Source organism: Microbulbifer sp. MI-G, from assembly GCF_030440425.1.
GTDB lineage: Bacteria > Pseudomonadota > Gammaproteobacteria > Pseudomonadales > Cellvibrionaceae > Microbulbifer > Microbulbifer spongiae.
Genome location: NZ_CP098023.1, coordinates 1,201,834 through 1,219,025, shown reverse-complemented (window position 1 = coordinate 1,219,025; position 17,192 = coordinate 1,201,834). Strand labels below are relative to the sequence as shown.

The following is a 17,192-nucleotide window of genomic DNA, read 5'->3' as shown; positions in this document are numbered from 1 at the left end:
TTTAAAATTCTACTTGGGATAATATGTATCCTCAGGTACTCAACAACCACTAGTCCACTCTGTCACTGCAGAGCATCGAGAGGGATACTGCGCTTGGAAATTCAATGGCTTAGGGCTTTCCTGGCAATTGCCGAGCGGGGCTCCGTCTCAGAGGGAGCGGCTCAGTTGCACCTGACGCAACCCGCAGCGAGCAAGCGTCTTGCGACCCTCGAACAGCAACTTGGCACTACTCTGTTCAACCGTATTGGACGGCGCCTGCAACTGACCGAGGCCGGGCAGGCCCTGCTTCCCCGAGCCCGCCATATCCTCAATGAGATCAGCGATACTGAGCGGGAACTGCGCGCGCTCGGCAGTTCCGTGAACGGCAGCCTGCGTATCGCCACCAGTCACCATGTGGGCCTGCATCACCTGCCGCCAGTACTCCGGGCATTCAGCAATCGCTATCCACAGGTAACCCTGGACATCGATTTCGTGGATTCCGAACAAGCTTATGAAGCGCTGATGGCAGCCCAATACGAGTTGGCTGTAGTCACACTGGCCCAGAAGGAATACCCACAACTCAATGCACAGGTTATCTGGCCCGACCCCTGTGTCGTGGTGGCGGCGCCGGACCATCCCCTGACAGAGATTGCCGATTTGGCGCTGGCCGATCTGGCCAACTACCCCGCCATACTGCCGGATCTCAATACCTACACCGGGCGCCTGATCAAGCGGGAGTTTGATGCCCGCGGATTGAAGCTTTCAACCAAGCTGGCCACCAACTTCCTGGAGACCATCAAGATGATGGCCTGTGTGGGGCTTGGCTGGAGCGTGCTTCCGCACACCCTGGTGGATAACAGCCTTGCAATTTTACCCGTGCAAAAATTACAGATCCTGCGCAACCTCGGCGTGATCAGCCACCGCGGCCGCACCCTGAGTAACGCCGCCAGTGCACTGCAGCAGATGCTGTTCGACGCAGCAAATTGAATAAATTCACTCAATATCAAACTTACCCGCATTTGTAACCGTTATAGCTTCAGCGCAGAGCTTGATACAACGTCTTATGGGTAACGACGGTCACACTCGGTCGATAGCCGATCATGATTCAAATCGACAACGCCTGTTTCGCATGGGTATTTTTGAGTTCGGTAACTTCTCTAAATTATTGGCTCATACCTTCATGCACCTATTAGAGAAACCTTACTCTCGCAGATCAACAATACCTTTGTCAGTACGATTGTACTACTGTCTGCAAAATTCGTTTGCACTCTTCTTTGAATAGGGCCCCGTTACGGAGGCCCTCCAGGGCAAGAATATTACGCCTGCGCAAACCTGCCGGTAGCAGCGTTGTAGTTGGCAGTGAGTTCCGTAGTGGCGCCGCCAAAGGTCAAGGTGAGGCTTGGGCTGAAAATTTCCGTCACCACCATACCGTCTTGAATATTATTATTCATAAACAGCATGATATTCTCGTATGGCGTAAAAGTCGCCACGTGCTTGCTGGGTACCCAGTCCGCATTAATCGGCTTGTTTGGATAGGCGCTGCCATTCACCTGCACGCTCTGCGCCAGGCCGAAGGTAAGACCTGCGGCTTGATCAATAGGTGTCTGATTGGCGACACCATATTGGCCCTCGGACAACTGACTAGACGCATGCGGTGTCCCAAAATTACCGTTTTGAAAAGCGTACATCATCTGCTCCTGAGCCATATCATCTGACATTTTGTGAATTGTGGCTCCGCCTTCAATCTGGGTGGTGGAAGCATAGAGGGCATACTCCTGCTCCCAGATGACGGTGTTGTTTTCAAAAGGGTAGAAGGCCACCCAGGCAACGGGTTGTCCGTTGGAAGACTGCTTGATCAGGGTGACCTTTTCTCCAGCCTTGTACAGTGTGTCCAGGTCCTGTTTGCAAAAGTCGATATTGAGAGTATAGGTAGGCATTGGTAAGACTCCTGTTTGAATAAAATAAATTGTTGCAGCCTGTTCCTGAGGACACACGCCGCACGCCGCATGGCAGTAGCATGGGAATCAAAACTTATGCCAATTTTAAAAACCATTAAAAACAATAAGTTAAGCTCTTATCAGGTGATTCGAACCAGTGTCGGCAGTGTCAGTGCCGACACTGCCGACACTGCCGACACTGCCGGCAGCAAAGCCTTGTGGCAATATGGCCAGTGGGTATAATCTTGGGGCCGGCAAAATGACTGGAAAAAATAAACAAGCCAAACCAAGTGGCGATTGTCAAAAAGGAGGACAAATGTCTACTATCAAAACGCTCGATACTGCCGCACCGGATTACATTGTCGATGTGGAGTTCGATTCTGAGACACTCGAATTAAGTATGTCTGTGCAAGCGCTCTCGATCCTCACCGGCAGTAATCTGTTGCTGCGCTTTCAAAATCTGCCTGCAGGCTGGTCTCCCATGGTGGAGTTCAGCAACAACGACGGTCACACCATCATTGCCAATGGCCCCTTTGAACAGGTTGTGGTGGGGCGCAATCAGGTACTGGCTGTCAATGCACAATCCGACACCTCACAATTTCATTTCCGCACACTGATCCAGCGAGGATTTGGCGAGTACAGCGATCATAATGCCGCCGTTATTTTTTCCCATTGGCTTCCCTTTGCCCTGAAGAGGAAATCCGAGCAAGAGCGCCTGGTCGAGGTAAAAGTGCTTCCAGATGGAGAAAATCTCAGGGTCGAGCCGTTGCAAATTACGATAGAGGGCGGCATGCGGGTTATCTGGGATTTCAGTGAAGTCGCGAAAGAGTACCACCAGCCATTGGTAGTCTACGGACGGCCACTATTGGAGCAACCACCTATCGACTCTCAGGAGTTCTTTGGTCCCCACGAGAGTTTTGTCTATCGCGGTAACACCCAGGTTGAGGGTAACGGTAACAATGGAACCAAGGGCATCTATCGCTACGGAGTCTATCTGATCGACATTCGTACCCGAGCTATCAGTGTGAGATCGAGCGGAGATCCCCAGACTGATAATGAAGGTGAGATAAGAAGTTCCAACTGAAGCATCGTCGAGCCATACCAATGGGGCTGTACCATATGGCGATAATATTGGGGGAAGGGGGGGAGGTAATTCCTGTTGATTAGCTGTAAATCAACATGGGTATTTGAGGCTCAATCAACTTTACGCAACTATACTAACTCTTCAAGAACAATAATCATAGCAGTTACGGAGGACTGATTTAATAACTCGGCGTTCAATAGGTGATTAAAGACTATTTTTTGGATAAGCACGTTGAAAATAAAAACACTCATTTTAAACAATCGGACAGCTATTTGAATACCTACTGACAAGCCCGAATCTCTCTGCTCCCGGCAACCTGAATAGAGAGTTAAACCCCAGAATTCAGTGATGAAAAGGTCATTTATGATCTTAGACCGGCCACTGGCGTATTTGCAAATACCGGCAAATCAAACCAACGCCGATCCATGCCTTTTCTCAAGGCTCTACGAGCATTCATCAGGGCAGATTTTTTCTCGCCGGACAAAATGTAAACTACTGCAGCCTGATAGGCAATTTCGGCATCACTCGGCAGCTCGGCAAGAACTTTCTGAGTAATCGCAATCGCCTTTTTGTAACGACCCAGATGTGCAAGGCACTGGGCTTGTATCATTTTATCACTAGCGCCAATATCTTTCATGGCTTGGTAGTCCCTGAGTAGACTTTCACACAATGTCTCAGCCTCTTTTCGATTTCCCAATACTAATTCGACATCCACAAGATTTATCTTGACGACACGGCTTCCTGGCTGCAACTCCAGAGCATGTATAAATCTTTGACGCGCCTCGTGGTATTTTTTTTGTAGCATAAGGGCCAAGCCGATATTGACCAAGTAGCTTCTATGTTGTTTGTGCTGTAACAATTCATTATAAATAGCTATGGCACGATTTACATCTCCATAGAGAAGTTCCAGCAAGCCTAACCTGCCCATAGTTATGGTATTTCCTGGAGTCAATTGCAGAATCTGGGTGAGGTATGTCCTTGCAGCATGCACATCTCCAACACGTATCGCCAATGTCGCCGCCCGATATAGTTCACTAATAGGTAGAGTGATGATTTCGGAAGCCTGCAAAAGTAAAATATTAGCAAGATCTAATTTCCCTTCCAACTCAGCTAATCTAGATCGCAAAAACAGTATTTCCGGGTCTCCAGGAGAAAGTTCTGACAATTCTTCTATTATCTCCTCAACACGCAGGATATCCCTTTTACCAATTGCCAGCCAAGCTTCTCTCTGCAAAAGAAGAATTGAGTTTGGATGATAAGCACGCAAATCGCTCAGCAATTTCTCGGCGCGTAACAGATAGTCTGAAACTCCGCTATCCATATACAAATCATAGGCCAAATCCACGGCCAGAAACTCTGCTGCCGGAAATGCCTTTGATTGATTGATCAAAGAGAGCAAGTCCTCGAATAGCGTTTCTCTATTCCCGACGCCTCGATGTAAGCTGGAGTAAATATTCGCAAATTGCTGGTAGGTTCCATAAGATAAATTGGCGAAACTCTTTGATCCCGATACCTCTATATCGTTGTAAAGTGCCAGAACCTGAGAAAATACCGCCTGAGCACTTTGTTGTTTGGAGGAATACGGCAATGTAAAATATACTTGCCTTAGTAAAGCGCTATCTTCGGTACGTATCCGCTGTAAATGTATATTGTTTAGTGAAGTATTGGGCTGATAGCGGATAAAAATCCATTCATCAGATCCGGCATCTTTTGCCAACTCAGCAAGATTCTCACTTTTTGAAGAAGGCTGATAGCGAAGCAGAGGTTGCACCGATCCCAGCGTATGCAACCCGTTGACTACACTGCTCCAGATTACCCCATCCAGAGGCACTCCTCCGCCATCTTGATAATTTTCAGGCTGAGCCAGAAAAACACGCACTTGGTGCTTGGCATCAGCCGGATGAAAGATCCAATACAATGCCAAAATAACAGAAAACGCAAGCGCTAACGGCAAACCCTTTCTCGTCCACTTTCGACAATATCTCCGGCGTTTCACTTTTTCTCGGGTCTGGGATGAAGCAATAGAAAATTTTTTCAATACCACAATAGCGTCAGCCAGGGAGGAAAGACGCCGATCAGGATTCTTTTCCAGCATATTTAGAACCAAGCTGGCCAGCGCTTCCGGAACATTTTGTCTTAGAATATCTATCCCCTGAGGCATATTATTGAGCAGATTGTTTAGAATCGCCGCCGGGTTACTGCCATCAAAGGGTCGTTGTCCGGTCATCATTTCAAATAATATGCAGCCGAGAGAAAAAATATCATTGCGGTAATCGATAGGCTGTCCCAGTGCCAGCTCTGGCGACATATAAGGAATAGTGCCAGTAAGGCGTTGGAGGTGCTTTCCACTGTAGGAAACCGTGCGTAATTCCTCTGTCAAGCGCCAGCGTGACAAGCCAAAATCCAATATTCTGGCACGCCCATTGGAATCAAGCATAATGTTGGAAGGCTTGAGATCTGCGTGCACCACTCCCGACCGGTGGGCATAGTGAAGCGCCTCGGAAACTTGCAAGGCAAGATTTACGATTTGATTTAAATTGATACCGCCATCGGTCACAAGAGTTGAAAGAGGGTCTCCACAGATGTATTCCATGGCAATACAGGGTCCTTCGCGGAAAAACCCATAGATGGCAACGATGCCTGGATGCTTCAGGGATGAAGCAATTTTTGCTTCCCGAATCAATCCTTCTACAAGTTCATCTGTGCAAGATGAAGGCGAATTGATATACTTCAGTGCGACATCGCGATCAAGTACCGCATCGCGAGCACGATAGACAACTCCCATCCCCCCACAACCGACCTTTTCCAGGATCCGATAACCAGCAATACTCTTCGGGTCCAATACTATCCTCCGATTATTTTCTTAATTACTATTTACATATCACCGTCTGGAGATTGGTGGCAATTCCATCACAACTCACCGGCAACCAATCTTCTCAAGATCTCAGGAAAAATCTCACTTGACGTGAAAAAAGAAATATTCCGCAGGGCACCAAGTAAAATTCCTACCGCATTCGGCTCTCAACCATTTTACGTGTAAAAACCCTTAGACCTTATTTTCTGAAAAAATTAAACCCCTTCAAATTTATGAAGTGATCATACATAAAGTGTATGGAAGGGGAGACCAAACAGATTCATCAAGGACTTTAATGCAACATTAGGATTCTTCTCATCACTGATCAGTAACACTTTATATATTTTTTGGATGGTCAATGGCTGACATCATCTAGACTTTATGTAATCTTATAATAGCTTCGCATTATTGTGACAGCATTGAATCAGGCAGGCACGCCAAGCCAGGTTCTTCAGCTTGTCACCTTTTTAGAGCCAGGGCGTTCAGGCGTCTTTTCAGCCCCTCCCGTGGAGTTTTCAATTGTTCAGCCCAAGCATCCAGATCCGAACCCTCCTGCATAACCTGCTGAATTTCTTCCTTGGCTATTGCATCTGCGAATCTAATTTCTGTACTGTGTTTGAGTAGTGCATACATGGAGGTACGTGAAATGCCCAAGGTACGGGCGGCAGGCATAATCCGCCAGCCACTGGTGTTGAGCGCTTGCAAAAGATCGGACTCCGATACCGTGGCAGGGTCACGGTAGCGGGCGGGAAAGCGAGTAGCTGCAATGGCGGGCTTAATTTCAGTCGTAACCTCCTGCTGCAAATATTCGGCCAGGTCCTCTCCCAAGAGAAGAGTTCCATCTGGCTGTATATATAAAGTCAATCGGGTGACGAAGTTTTTTAACTCACGCACATTACCGGGCCAGGACCGGGTTGCGAGAATGCAAACGAGATCCGCAGGGAGGTGAATAACCTGCTCCAGTTCACATTCGGCCTCAACAAGAAATTTGAGTAACAATTCTCCGAAGTCTTCGCGCCGCCGACGCAGAGGTGGAAGTTGGATACACACTGCCTCCAGGCGCCGCCGAAGTGGCTGGCTAAAAGACGGCGCAGAGCCAGCCTCAAGGGGCCGGTCAGTGGCAGCGATAAAGCGCACGTCGACATTGCGTTCACGGCTGTCACCCAAAGCCCGCAGTGTACCACTCTCTAAAACCCGCAGCAGCATTGCCTGTACGGGTGGCTGGGCATCACCAATTTCGTCCATAAATAATGTTGATCCATGCGCCTCACCAATCAGGCCCGGTCGATTCGCACGAGCACCGGTGTAGGCGCCCTGACGCACACCGAAAAGCTCTGCCACTGCCAGTTCACCACCCAGCGTAGCCATATTCACACAGACCATTGATCGCCCACACCGGCTGCTCAGATCATGAATTGCGTGTGCCACCAGTTCCTTACCGGTTCCACTTTCACCGCGAATGAGTACGCTGGCATTGATTTGCGCCGCTTTGCGAATTTGCTTTCCTATCCGCTGCAACTGGTGACCACTTCCGACCAGTCCAAGCTTGTGCGATTCTGGACATCGGGGTGGGGCCCAGTGGAGACAGAGGGTGATCCGACGCCCCAAGCAGAAAACAACGCCTTCTTCCAGCGCTTCCTCTTCCAGGGTAATGGGATTCTCAATTTGCATCGCACCGATTTGTACAGGCATGTCGGTGTTGGGAGGGTGAATCACAATTCCTTGCGACACTTTCCTGAATAATACCGGACTGCGAGAAATACGGCGATCATCCAGGGGATACTCGCAGTTATCGCCATGTTGAAACCGGGGAGTCCAGCGAGATAATTCAAATTTACCGGCCTGATCCCACAGCAAGTGGGCACTGGCACCAATACGATGACGCTTTGGATGCCAAATAATGGTGAAAGTGGCAAGCCGTAGCGCATCTTCAAACTGGAAGTGATTGGAGGCATTCAGGGTGTCCTCCAATAGATCACTTTTTCCCTCCTCACACGACATGTTTCTGGGCTCTTGCGTAGAATCATTGCCAGGGGATTATGATGGAATTGCCATAGCCTTCCAAGCAGCATCATTCCAAATACTATTTGATGGTGTAAAAATAGCCATAGCTAGGCATTCAACCCAAAGAATATTGCTGGTTCATGAATCATGCAAAATGCGGATTGTGGGGCTGAGTGTTGTCCTATCGTACTCGCCACAAAATATATGATTGCAATATAGTACTTTCGTACCTCGATTCATGCCTCCCTATAGAAGTGCACTACTCAAGCAGTGGATCTGCGATGCACACTGCTCTCGAACCTTCGCACAGGATACTTGCTTTGACCGGGTGTGCCAGAGTGTTGGATTTTGGCCTGTCACGTTGGCACTTAATAAAAAAATACACAATATATCTTGCATACAGTGAAAAAAACCTGATGGGATTCCAGCTCGCTCCCTCTCTCTACCAAAGGAAATAGTTGTTGCAGTTATATGGTAACACCACCCAATATCCATCCATCAAGCCGCAGCCCTTTGCCCAGTGCGCTCGTACTTTTGTTTTGGAACCAGATGGCCCGCACACTGTTGGCAGGATTTGAAAGTTGCATCCTTATTACATTTGGGGGTTTCAAATTTGGAGTAGAGAGTATCATCAGCATCCATTGGGTGTGATCAATACTGTCTACCAGACACTCTGTATAACCGTTCAGGAGTATGCACAGCATCAATTGTAATACTACACATCAAAGGCATTGAAATTCACTTGGATAGACTTAGCGGAACTATTTCCGGAACTGCCCGGACCTGGAGGAGAGTAAAGCCCGAACAGACTGTCGACGGAGATGTCACTGGCCCAAATCGCTTTCTATGCTAATCCACGCAAAAAGAAATGTAAAAAAATGTGCGGCCTATAATGGCAATGAAGCGGTTTATCTGTACACTCCTCGGCGAATTCATCACAGAGAAAATCCATGAACAAATCCGCCATTACCCTGTGCGCCCTATTCGCCTTTAACGCCGCCAGCGCAGATACGATTCTCGGCATTGATGCCACCGCCGGCGTTTGGCTACCGGGGTATACCGGTGCTATCGGTAGCGATAACTATGATCTGGACAACCTCTCCCTTAGTGAGGACAACATCACCACCTTTCAGGCCGCCCTGGAACACCCAATTCCACTGGTACCCAATGTGCTGCTCGCCCACAGCAACATTGACACCGATGGCAGCGCCCATCTGATAAGCGCTGTCACTTTTGATGACGAAACCTTCGCAGTGGGCTCCGAAATCAACACCAATCTAAATCTCAGCCACACCGATGCCACCTTTTACTACGAGGTGCTGGACAATTGGGTCAATCTGGACCTGGGCCTGACTGCGCGCAGGTACAGTGGTGAATTTACTGCTGTCAGTGAAACCCAGTCAGAAACCGTCGATCTTACCGGTTATCTGCCCATGGTCTATGCCATGGCGCGCTTCGATCTGCCATTTACCGGCTGGTCTTTGATTGCCCAGGGTAACGGCACCGCCTATCGCGGCGACACCCACACCGACTTGACCGCCAAGGTACGTTGGAATTTTGTACCGGTATTGGACCTGGCTTTCGAGGCCGGCTACCGGGTAATGAGCCTGGACCTGGAAGAACTGGACGATCTGCAGAGCGATATTGACATCAAAGGTCCCTATATTGGCCTCAACCTGCATTTGTAGCCAAATCCTCCGACTTCCTGCCTGACGCGAAAGTGCCAAGCGCGGTATAACAATCGCGCTTAGATATTGATGCAATAGTGTGTGGCATTGCCTGCAGTGTACGGGGCTACATTTGCCCTTTATTTTTTCCGCCCCCCTGGCATTCGGGGCTTACAGGGGCTTCACCTTCCCATTCATCCGGCGCATAGACATGCAAGGCAAGTGCATGGATAGGACCAGCCATTTCCTCGCCAAGGACAGAATAGACTGCCTGGTGCCGCTGCACTTTTCCCAGTGAGTGAAAAGCCTCACTGACCAGGACCACTCGAAAGTGCATTTCCGATCCCTCCGGCACATTGTGCATATGGCTTTCGCACTGGACGTCAATGTATTCTGGGGCAAAACTCGCCGTAAGTTTTTCTTCGATCTGTTTCGCAAGGGACATAGAAACTCTCAACCGGTTACTCTATTGTGACAAGGTACCTATGGTTGTTTGGCCGAAATCTCGTATTAAGCAACCCCTATCACCAACTCACGCGTGGCCACCTAATAGAAGGAGTTGAATTCGCACTCATACCAGGGGCTGCACAGCGATTATTCACCATCATGGGATGACCCGACATACATCTATCTCTGTTTCGTATCAGATCAGAGCATTAGAGGGATACACGAGTACCGATGATGGACTATGGCAAAAGTGTATGTGTGCAACAGTGGTTAAATGATACACGCCCCAACCGGGCCGCAGCGCGCCAACAAGCTACCGCGGTAGGCAAGCGATAGGACAAACGAGCTGGCCTGTAAGCCGGGTTCTGTCGAGGACAATCATTCATCTGGGATGCCTGTCACCAGACACCTCAAGCGACCTACCCACCCTCAGTGCGGGTCACACCTGTAGAGGGCCTATTTGGTCTTGCTCCGAACGGGGTTTACCATGCCACAGGCTGTTGCCAGCTGCGCGGTGCGCTCTTACCGCACCCTTTCACCCTTACCTGTGCTCCCGAGGGAGCCATCGGCGGTCTACTCTCTGCTGCACTTTCCGTAGGCTCGCGCCCCCCAGGCGTTACCTGGCGTTCCACCCTATGGAGCCCGGACTTTCCTCCACCGCACAAGGCGATGGCGATTGCCCGGCCAGCTCGCCGTGAAGAGTAATGAGACGTCTGGCAGATTGCAACAGGCTTATCCCGCAGGGGACTATCAATCGCCCTCTTTTTTTCGCAACAGGCTCCAGTTGTACAGTACCTTTTTGGGCACCCCGGTGATTTCCGCTGCCACAGCGGCGGCTTTTTTCGGGGGTAATTCAGCCAGCAGAAGGGACATGACCCGTTGTGCTTCATCATCAAGCGCGCTCTCACAACGACGCTCGTTACCACGCACCAGTACTACTATCTCTCCGCGCTGCTGATTGCTGTCTGCACGCACCCAACTGGCCAATTGGCGCAGTGGCATCAATTGGAAGGTCTCAAAGGCTTTGCTGACCTCGCGGGCAATCACCGCCTCGCGCTCTCCCCCAAAAACCGCAGCCATAGCCTCGAGGGTATCGGCCACCCGATGGGGCGCCTCGTAGAAAATCAGGGTGCGGGTATCCCGTGCCAACTCCCGCAGCGCCCGTTCCCGCGCACCACCCTTAGCGGGTAAAAACCCCTCGAAACTGAAGCGGTCGCTGGGCAGGCCAGCGGCACTCAGGGCCGCAATGAAAGCGCAGGCACCGGGAATTGGTACCACGCGAATGCCTCGCTCGCGCGCTGTGCGCACCAATCGATAGCCCGGATCGGAAATCAGCGGGGTACCTGCATCCGAGATCAGCGCCACCGTCAGCCCCTGCTCCAAGCGCTGTAGTATCTGCCCAGTGCGCCTGGCATCGGTATGTTCATGATATGCCAACAGCGGAGAATCGATATTGAAATGGGATAAGAGTTTCTGACTGTGACGTGTGTCCTCAGCGGCAACCAGATCGGCACATTGTAGAACTTCGACAGCTCGCGGTACCATATCGGCCAAATTGCCAATGGGTGTAGCGACAATATAAAGCAGCCCCAATTCAGGCCCCATAGGTGTTCACTCCAAATATCATTATTGCGGGAGAAGATTATGTCCGCCTCTTCCAGGCGCACCTCTACTGTGATCGCCAGTATGGCAGCTGTCGCACTGGTGCTGGCTGCTTGCCAGACCCCAGCCCCGCGATCGGGGGTATACCGGCCGTCCTACCCCCCGAGCCACTCAATCAGCCACAATGATGCCGTGCATCTGTTGCACAGTGCGGAGGCATTGCCCGCTCCCGCAAGGGACCAGCAGCGCCTGCAAGCGGCCGCCATTCTACGCGAGTTGGGGGATAATGAGACAGCCAGGGAAGCTGTGGTCGGCATTATTCCCGCGCAACTGGATGACACTCTCTATGCCAGCTATGCACAGGTTTACGGCAATCTGCTCGTCGACAGTGACGATTTCTTTGAGGCTCTCACACTGGCAACCTCGCCGCGCCTGGACACAGTTTGGCCCCGATTGCCGCAATCGACGGCACTGCCCCTACGCAGCTTGCGCGCAGACCTGTGGGGTCTTTTGGGCAATCTGGACAACGCCATCATTGAGCGCAGGGAGATTGCTTTTCTGGCGCAAACCGACGAGGCAATCACGCAGAACAACAACGGCCTTTGGCAGCTACTGACTCAACTGCCCTCCAGCGAACTGCAGACGCGCGCCGCTGGTAGCAGCGATCCCCAGATGCGCGGCTGGTACCAGCTCGCTCTGTTGGGCCGCGATACCCAGACCGACATCAGTTCACAACTGGTTGCCCTCAAGCGTTGGCGCGAACGCTGGCCGACACATCCTGCGAGTATCCACCCCCCAGAAGCCCTGCAGCTGCTGGAGCGCCTGGCAGGCCAGCGAGTGGACAGCATTGCTTTGCTGCTTCCGCTCTCAGGCCCCCTCGGCAGCGCCGGGCGCGCTATCCGGGACGGCTTTATGGCGGCACACTACACCGCTCTGAATGCCGGTGCTGCTACCCCCAGCGTAATGGTGTACGACACCGGAAGTGAGCAGCCTTTCGAAGAAATCTACCAGAACGCCGTGAACGCCGGAGCCAAAGTGATTATCGGCCCCCTGGACAAAAGTAAGGTAGCCAACCTGCTGGCCACAGAGAAGCTGCCGGTACCCACCCTGGCCCTGAACTATGGCGATCGGGGGCGCATCAGCGAAGACCTGGTACAGTTCGGCTTGGCTGTGGAGGACGAGGCACGCCAAATCGCCCGACACACCTATCACCAAGGGCACCGCCAGGCGATGGTACTCGCGGCAGACAGCAGCTGGGGGCAGCGCGGTGCGCAGGCCTTTCAGGAAGAGTGGCAGCAACTCGGCGGAACTGTCGCCGTCAGTAAAACGTTCTCCCCCAACAGCAAATTCTCCAACCTGGTCAGTGATGCCCTATTAATCCCCGCCAGTGAGGCGCGCAAGAAAGCACTGCAAGGCCGCCTGTCTGCACCTCTGGCATTCACTCCACGCCGCCGCGACGATGTGGACATGGTATTTCTGGCGGCGCTCCCCCAACAGGCGCGCCAGATCAACCCCATGCTGACTTACTATTACGCTGGGGATCTGCCGGTGTATGCCACCTCCCAGGTGTTTGTGGGCAACAACCACCCCGATAGAGACATCAACGGCATTCGCTTTACCGCTCTGCCCTGGCTGTTTGAAAACAACCAGACCAAGCGGGATATCGAACTGCAGACTGATCCGGCACCGGCCTTTGCCCGCCTCTACGCCCTTGGCGCCGATGCTTTCCGCCTCTACCCACGCCTCCCCCTACTGCGCCAGTTTCCCCGGTACAAGCTGTATGGCCTCACCGGCGCCCTCAGCCTGAGCGCAGATGGCCGTATCCTGCGCGAGCAGACCTGGGCGCAGGTTGAAAAGGGAGTGCCGGTGCCGATTACCACTGTGGAATCGCTTCCCGCATTGCGGGAAAGCGGCCAATAGACGAGGACAGCGAAATTTGTAAGCACACCAGTGACACTGTCGGCACACGGATGGAAGACAAAGCCACACGCTACTTGCAGCGCGCGGGATTGGCTGTCATCGAGCGCAACTACCGCAGCCGCTTCGGAGAAATAGACCTTATCGCCCGGGACAGTGATACTGTAGTGTTTGTAGAAGTCCGCTTTCGCCGCAGTGATCACTTCGGTGGTGCGGGTGCCAGCGTGGATGCGCGCAAGCAGCAGAAGCTGCTTGCCACCGCCTGCGGCTTTCTACAAGAACACAAACTGGACTGTCCCTGTCGCTTTGATGTCCTTGCCATAGACGGCAATGCGCAAAACATCCAGTGGATCAAGAATGCCTTTGAAGCCTGAGCAGCACCGAGAGTTACCGTGACAGAAAGTGGCGAACAACACTTCGCCCGAATTAAGGACACAATGGAACAGCGAGTCGTAACCCTTTTTCACCACAGCCTGGAAGCCACCATGAACGCCGGTGAAATACTGGCACCGCTGATCGCGGAAGCCAGCCAGATGGTAGTACACACACTGCTGGCTGAGAGCAAAGTGCTGCTCTGTGGCAATGGTGTCAGCGGTGCCCTTGCGCAGAGTTTCAGTTCGCAGCTTACCGGGGGCTTCCAGCGCGAACGCCCCGGCCTACCGGCAATGGCCCTGAACAGCGATGGAGTCTCTATGGGTGCTGTCGCGGAAAACCATGGCCCTGCCGATACCTTTGCCCGCCCCGTGCGTGCCCTGGGCCAGCCAGGTGACCTGCTCGTCATTATCACCAGCCACGGCCGCGATCCCAACCTGGTACAGGCCATGCGCGCTGCGCAGGACCGCGATATGGGTATACTGGCCCTTACCGGTGGTGATGGTGGCGACTGCGCAAGCCTGTTGAATACACACGATATTGAACTGCGCGTGCCTTCTGAGGTCTCGGCTGAGGTACATCAAGTACACCTGCTGACGATATTTTGCCTCTCCGACTTAATCGACAGCAGCCTGTTCGGTGGCTATGAGGACTAAACCATGAAAAATAGACAGCGATCCTTGCAAAAACGCCTTTTAGTGATGGTTTCTGCACTTTTTCTACTTGCCGGGTGCAGTACCGTGCTGGAGGCCACACATGACGGCCCTATCCAACAGGACCCCGGCAAGCGCTCACTGGGCACCTATATTGATGACCAGAGAATCGAGACGATCGTCAAGGTGAATATCAATAAGGCACATCCGGACCTGAAAGCCGCAGATATTGGTGTCACTTCTTTCAATGGGGTGGTACTACTTACCGGGCAAATTCCCGATCAGGAGTTGCGCCTGCTCGCTGGGCGTACTGCGGGGCAGGTACAGAATGTGCGCCAGGTGTACAATGAAACCCAGGTCCGCGGCAAAGTCAGCCTGCTCGCCACCACCAACGATGCCTGGTTAACGACCAAAGTGAAAACCAACCTGCTCACCAATAAGGAAATTGACAGCGGGCGCATCAAGGTGGTTACAGAAAATGGGGTGGTTTACCTGATGGGACTGTTGACCCAGGCGGAAGCCGAGCGCGCGGCAGATGTGACCCGTTCGATCGGTGGGGTGCAAAAAGTGGTGAAAGCGGTAGAGTACATCAACTAGCTCCGCATCGGTCCCGGACAGAAAAAAATTCACCGGGTATTGGCATCGGATCAAAACGGAAGCCCCAGCTTCCGTTTTGATCGGCAAGATAGCATCAGCGGTGCAGATTAGACCCGCTCAATGGCCACTGCGGTGGCCTCGCCGCCGCCGATGCACAGGCTGGCAATGCCCTTCTTGGCATCGCGCTTTTCCATTGCTGCCAAGAGGGTGATCAGGATACGGGCACCGCTGGCACCCAGTGGATGGCCCAGGGCGCAGGCACCACCATTCACGTTGACCTTTTCCCAGGGCAGGTCCAATTCCCGCATGGCCGCCATGGTCACCACCGCAAAAGCCTCATTGATCTCAAACAGGTCAACATCGACTGCTGACCAGCCCGTGTTTTCCAGCAGTTTGTGCAGAGCGCCCACAGGGGCGGTGGTAAACCACTCCGGCTCGCGGGCAAACTGGGCCTGGCCTTTCAAAATCGCCAGTACCTTGAGACCACGCCTGTCCGCTTCACTCCTGCGCATCAGTACCAGGGCCGCAGCGCCATCGGAGATAGAGCTGGCGTTGGCTGCTGTGACTGTGCCATCTTTGCGAAAAGCGGGCTTCAATTGGGGAATCTTGTCGGGACGGGCACTGCCTGGAGCTTCATCCACGCCCACCTTCACCTCCGTACGGCGCGTGGTAATCGTCACAGGGGCAATTTCACGAGTGAAGTCCCCCTTTTCTATCGCCGCCTGGGCGCGCGCCAGGGATTCCATGGCAAAGGCATCCTGCTCCTCACGGGTAAAACCGTACTTGTCGGCGGTACTCTCGGCGAAGGTGCCCATCAGCTTCCCATCCTCGGCATTTTCCAGGCCGTCGAGAAACATGGAGTCCTTCACTTCTCCGTGCCCCAGGCGCATGCCGGCGCGGGCCTTTGCCAGCAGATAGGGTGCATTGCTCATGCTTTCCATACCACCGGCAACAATGACCTTGCCCTCACCCAGCAGTAAGGCATCTCGCGCCATCATCACGGTCTTCATACCGGAACCACAGACCTTATTGACGGTGGTACAGGGCGTGCTGTCAGGAATTCCCGCGCCCAACGAAGCCTGGCGCGCCGGCGCCTGCCCGACACCCGCCGGAAGCACGCAACCCATCAGAACCTCATCCACATCCGCGGGCGCCACACCTGCATCCTCGAGGGCTGCGCGAATGGCAGCTGCACCCAATTGCGGGGCACTCAGTGCCGACAGGCTACCTTGCATGGTGCCCATTGGTGTGCGCGCCATCCCGGCGATCACTACGGGGTCTGAAGTTATGTCACTCATTCTGTCTGCTCCACATTCTGTGCCGACACCCCTGTTTGTGGCGGCACGGGTTGCTAATGTCGCGGCATTATAGCCGAAGCAGTGGGCTGCTTTGCCAGAAAGTGGGCAACAACCCTCCCTGCCCGAAGCTGAGGGGCATGCTATTATCGGCGCCATACAGAGAAGAAAAATGGTGGTAGGGCCCATGGAAATAACAGGCTTCATCACGCTGGTCATCGCTGCCGCACTGTTGTTTTATATTGTCGGCATCTACAACAGGCTGGTTTCCCTCAAAAACCGCAATGAGAACGCCTTTGCCCAGATTGAGGTACAACTGAAACGGCGCCACGACCTGATTCCCAACCTTGTGGAAACCGCCAGAGGTTATCTGAAACATGAGCGGGAAACTCTCGACGCCGTAACCAGCGCACGCAATTCTGCCATCAATGATCTCAAAACAGCGGCGTCCAACCCGTCGAGTGCCAGTGCCATCGACAACCTTGGCCGAGCCGAGAGCACCCTGACTGACGCCCTGGGGCGTTTCAGCGCAGTCATGGAGGCCTACCCCGATCTGAAAGCCAACCACAATATGATGGCGCTTACCGAGGAACTGGGCAGTACCGAAAACAAGGTTGCGTTCGCCCGCCAGGCTTTCAACGATTGCGTAACCAGTTACAACATCTACAAGCAGCACTTTCCCCCGGTTTTGCTGGCCGCATTCTTTGGCCATCGCGCCGACGGCCGCCTGTTGGAATTTGCCGATACCGAGGTCATTCAGACAGCGCCCCGCATTGAATTTTGA

General features: G+C 52.8%; 15 protein-coding genes and 1 other RNA gene. 9 read left to right on the top strand and 7 right to left on the bottom strand.

The features are described from left to right. Positions 1-93 precede the first annotated feature (93 nt). Positions 94-966, top strand: coding sequence for a LysR family transcriptional regulator (locus tag M8T91_RS05060; protein WP_301417435.1), 873 nt, complete (start codon positions 94-96; stop codon positions 964-966). A 329-nt stretch (positions 967-1,295) separates the two neighbouring features. Here the strand turns inward: M8T91_RS05060 and M8T91_RS05055 are convergent, their stop codons facing one another. Continuing rightward, entirely contained in the window at positions 1,296-1,916 is a 621-nt protein-coding gene (locus tag M8T91_RS05055; RefSeq protein WP_301417433.1) for a hypothetical protein, read from the bottom strand. A 96-nt stretch (positions 1,917-2,012) separates the two neighbouring features. Here M8T91_RS05055 and M8T91_RS05050 point away from each other — a divergent pair, with 96 nt between their 5' ends. After that, complete coding sequence (locus M8T91_RS05050; RefSeq protein ID WP_301417431.1) at positions 2,013-2,159, top strand: hypothetical protein; 147 nt, start codon at positions 2,013-2,015, stop codon at positions 2,157-2,159. A gap of 73 nt (positions 2,160-2,232) precedes the next feature. Beyond that, positions 2,233-3,000, top strand: a complete 768-nt coding sequence (locus M8T91_RS05045) for a hypothetical protein (RefSeq protein WP_301417429.1) — start codon at positions 2,233-2,235, stop codon at positions 2,998-3,000. Between the two features lie 361 nt (positions 3,001-3,361). On the opposite strand, the gene M8T91_RS05040 is transcribed toward M8T91_RS05045, so the two are convergent. Further along, positions 3,362-5,842, bottom strand: coding sequence for a serine/threonine-protein kinase (locus M8T91_RS05040; RefSeq protein ID WP_301417427.1), 2,481 nt, complete (start codon positions 5,840-5,842; stop codon positions 3,362-3,364). A gap of 471 nt (positions 5,843-6,313) precedes the next feature. Then, the gene (locus tag M8T91_RS05035; RefSeq protein ID WP_301417425.1) at positions 6,314-7,855 is read right to left on the bottom strand and encodes a sigma 54-interacting transcriptional regulator; all 1,542 of its coding nucleotides are present in this window, start codon (positions 7,853-7,855) and stop codon (positions 6,314-6,316) included. Positions 7,856-8,808: 953 nt separating this feature from the next. Here M8T91_RS05035 and M8T91_RS05030 point away from each other — a divergent pair. Then, positions 8,809-9,546: a TIGR04219 family outer membrane beta-barrel protein gene (locus M8T91_RS05030; protein WP_301417423.1), complete on the top strand. Its 738-nt coding sequence runs from the start codon at positions 8,809-8,811 to the stop codon at positions 9,544-9,546. Between the two features lie 106 nt (positions 9,547-9,652). Here M8T91_RS05030 and M8T91_RS05025 read toward each other — a convergent pair whose 3' ends face one another. The 3 genes from M8T91_RS05025 to rsmI form a co-directional block, all read right to left on the bottom strand. After that, positions 9,653-9,970, bottom strand: coding sequence for a BolA family protein (locus M8T91_RS05025; protein WP_301417421.1), 318 nt, complete (start codon positions 9,968-9,970; stop codon positions 9,653-9,655). Between the two features lie 340 nt (positions 9,971-10,310). Beyond that, an RNA gene (gene rnpB / locus M8T91_RS05020) (RNase P RNA component class A) lies at positions 10,311-10,664 on the bottom strand. Between the two features lie 58 nt (positions 10,665-10,722). After that, positions 10,723-11,577, bottom strand: coding sequence for a 16S rRNA (cytidine(1402)-2'-O)-methyltransferase (rsmI, locus tag M8T91_RS05015; protein ID WP_301417419.1), 855 nt, complete (start codon positions 11,575-11,577; stop codon positions 10,723-10,725). 39 nt (positions 11,578-11,616) lie between these two features. On the opposite strand from rsmI, the gene M8T91_RS05010 reads away from it, so the two are divergent. The 4 genes from M8T91_RS05010 to M8T91_RS04995 all read left to right on the top strand — a co-directional run bounded on the left by M8T91_RS05010 (position 11,617) and on the right by M8T91_RS04995 (position 15,113). Continuing rightward, complete coding sequence (locus M8T91_RS05010; protein ID WP_301417417.1) at positions 11,617-13,494, top strand: penicillin-binding protein activator; 1,878 nt, start codon at positions 11,617-11,619, stop codon at positions 13,492-13,494. A 50-nt stretch (positions 13,495-13,544) separates the two neighbouring features. Beyond that, positions 13,545-13,865: a YraN family protein gene (locus M8T91_RS05005; RefSeq protein ID WP_301417415.1), complete on the top strand. Its 321-nt coding sequence runs from the start codon at positions 13,545-13,547 to the stop codon at positions 13,863-13,865. Between the two features lie 63 nt (positions 13,866-13,928). Further along, the gene (locus M8T91_RS05000) at positions 13,929-14,519 is read left to right on the top strand and encodes an SIS domain-containing protein (protein ID WP_301419020.1); all 591 of its coding nucleotides are present in this window, start codon (positions 13,929-13,931) and stop codon (positions 14,517-14,519) included. A 3-nt stretch (positions 14,520-14,522) separates the two neighbouring features. Then, positions 14,523-15,113 (top strand): BON domain-containing protein, encoded by a 591-nt coding sequence (locus M8T91_RS04995; RefSeq protein ID WP_301417413.1) that lies wholly within the window; start codon positions 14,523-14,525, stop codon positions 15,111-15,113. Between the two features lie 107 nt (positions 15,114-15,220). On the opposite strand, the gene M8T91_RS04990 is transcribed toward M8T91_RS04995, so the two are convergent. Next, a complete protein-coding gene (locus M8T91_RS04990) occupies positions 15,221-16,411 on the bottom strand; it encodes an acetyl-CoA C-acyltransferase (RefSeq protein WP_301417411.1) in 1,191 nt (396 codons plus the stop codon). Positions 16,412-16,595: 184 nt separating this feature from the next. On the opposite strand from M8T91_RS04990, the gene M8T91_RS04985 reads away from it, so the two are divergent. Continuing rightward, the gene (locus M8T91_RS04985; RefSeq protein ID WP_301419018.1) at positions 16,596-17,192 is read left to right on the top strand and encodes a LemA family protein; all 597 of its coding nucleotides are present in this window, start codon (positions 16,596-16,598) and stop codon (positions 17,190-17,192) included.

What these genes read in the sequence shown, in the direction of transcription:
- M8T91_RS05055 (WP_301417433.1), bottom strand. Translation starts at nt 1,916, where the DNA reads ATGCCTACCTATACTCTCAATATCGACTTTTGCAAACAGGACCTGGAC.
- M8T91_RS05050 (WP_301417431.1), top strand. Translation starts at nt 2,013, where the DNA reads ATGCCAATTTTAAAAACCATTAAAAACAATAAGTTAAGCTCTTATCAG.
- M8T91_RS05045 (WP_301417429.1), top strand. Translation starts at nt 2,233, where the DNA reads ATGTCTACTATCAAAACGCTCGATACTGCCGCACCGGATTACATTGTC.
- M8T91_RS05035 (WP_301417425.1), bottom strand. Translation starts at nt 7,855, where the DNA reads ATGTCGTGTGAGGAGGGAAAAAGTGATCTATTGGAGGACACCCTGAAT.
- M8T91_RS05030 (WP_301417423.1), top strand. Translation starts at nt 8,809, where the DNA reads ATGAACAAATCCGCCATTACCCTGTGCGCCCTATTCGCCTTTAACGCC.
- M8T91_RS05025 (WP_301417421.1), bottom strand. Translation starts at nt 9,970, where the DNA reads ATGTCCCTTGCGAAACAGATCGAAGAAAAACTTACGGCGAGTTTTGCC.
- rsmI (WP_301417419.1), bottom strand. Translation starts at nt 11,577, where the DNA reads ATGGGGCCTGAATTGGGGCTGCTTTATATTGTCGCTACACCCATTGGC.
- M8T91_RS05010 (WP_301417417.1), top strand. Translation starts at nt 11,617, where the DNA reads ATGTCCGCCTCTTCCAGGCGCACCTCTACTGTGATCGCCAGTATGGCA.
- M8T91_RS05005 (WP_301417415.1), top strand. Translation starts at nt 13,545, where the DNA reads ATGGAAGACAAAGCCACACGCTACTTGCAGCGCGCGGGATTGGCTGTC.
- M8T91_RS05000 (WP_301419020.1), top strand. Translation starts at nt 13,929, where the DNA reads ATGGAACAGCGAGTCGTAACCCTTTTTCACCACAGCCTGGAAGCCACC.
- M8T91_RS04995 (WP_301417413.1), top strand. Translation starts at nt 14,523, where the DNA reads ATGAAAAATAGACAGCGATCCTTGCAAAAACGCCTTTTAGTGATGGTT.
- M8T91_RS04990 (WP_301417411.1), bottom strand. Translation starts at nt 16,411, where the DNA reads ATGAGTGACATAACTTCAGACCCCGTAGTGATCGCCGGGATGGCGCGC.
- M8T91_RS04985 (WP_301419018.1), top strand. Translation starts at nt 16,596, where the DNA reads ATGGAAATAACAGGCTTCATCACGCTGGTCATCGCTGCCGCACTGTTG.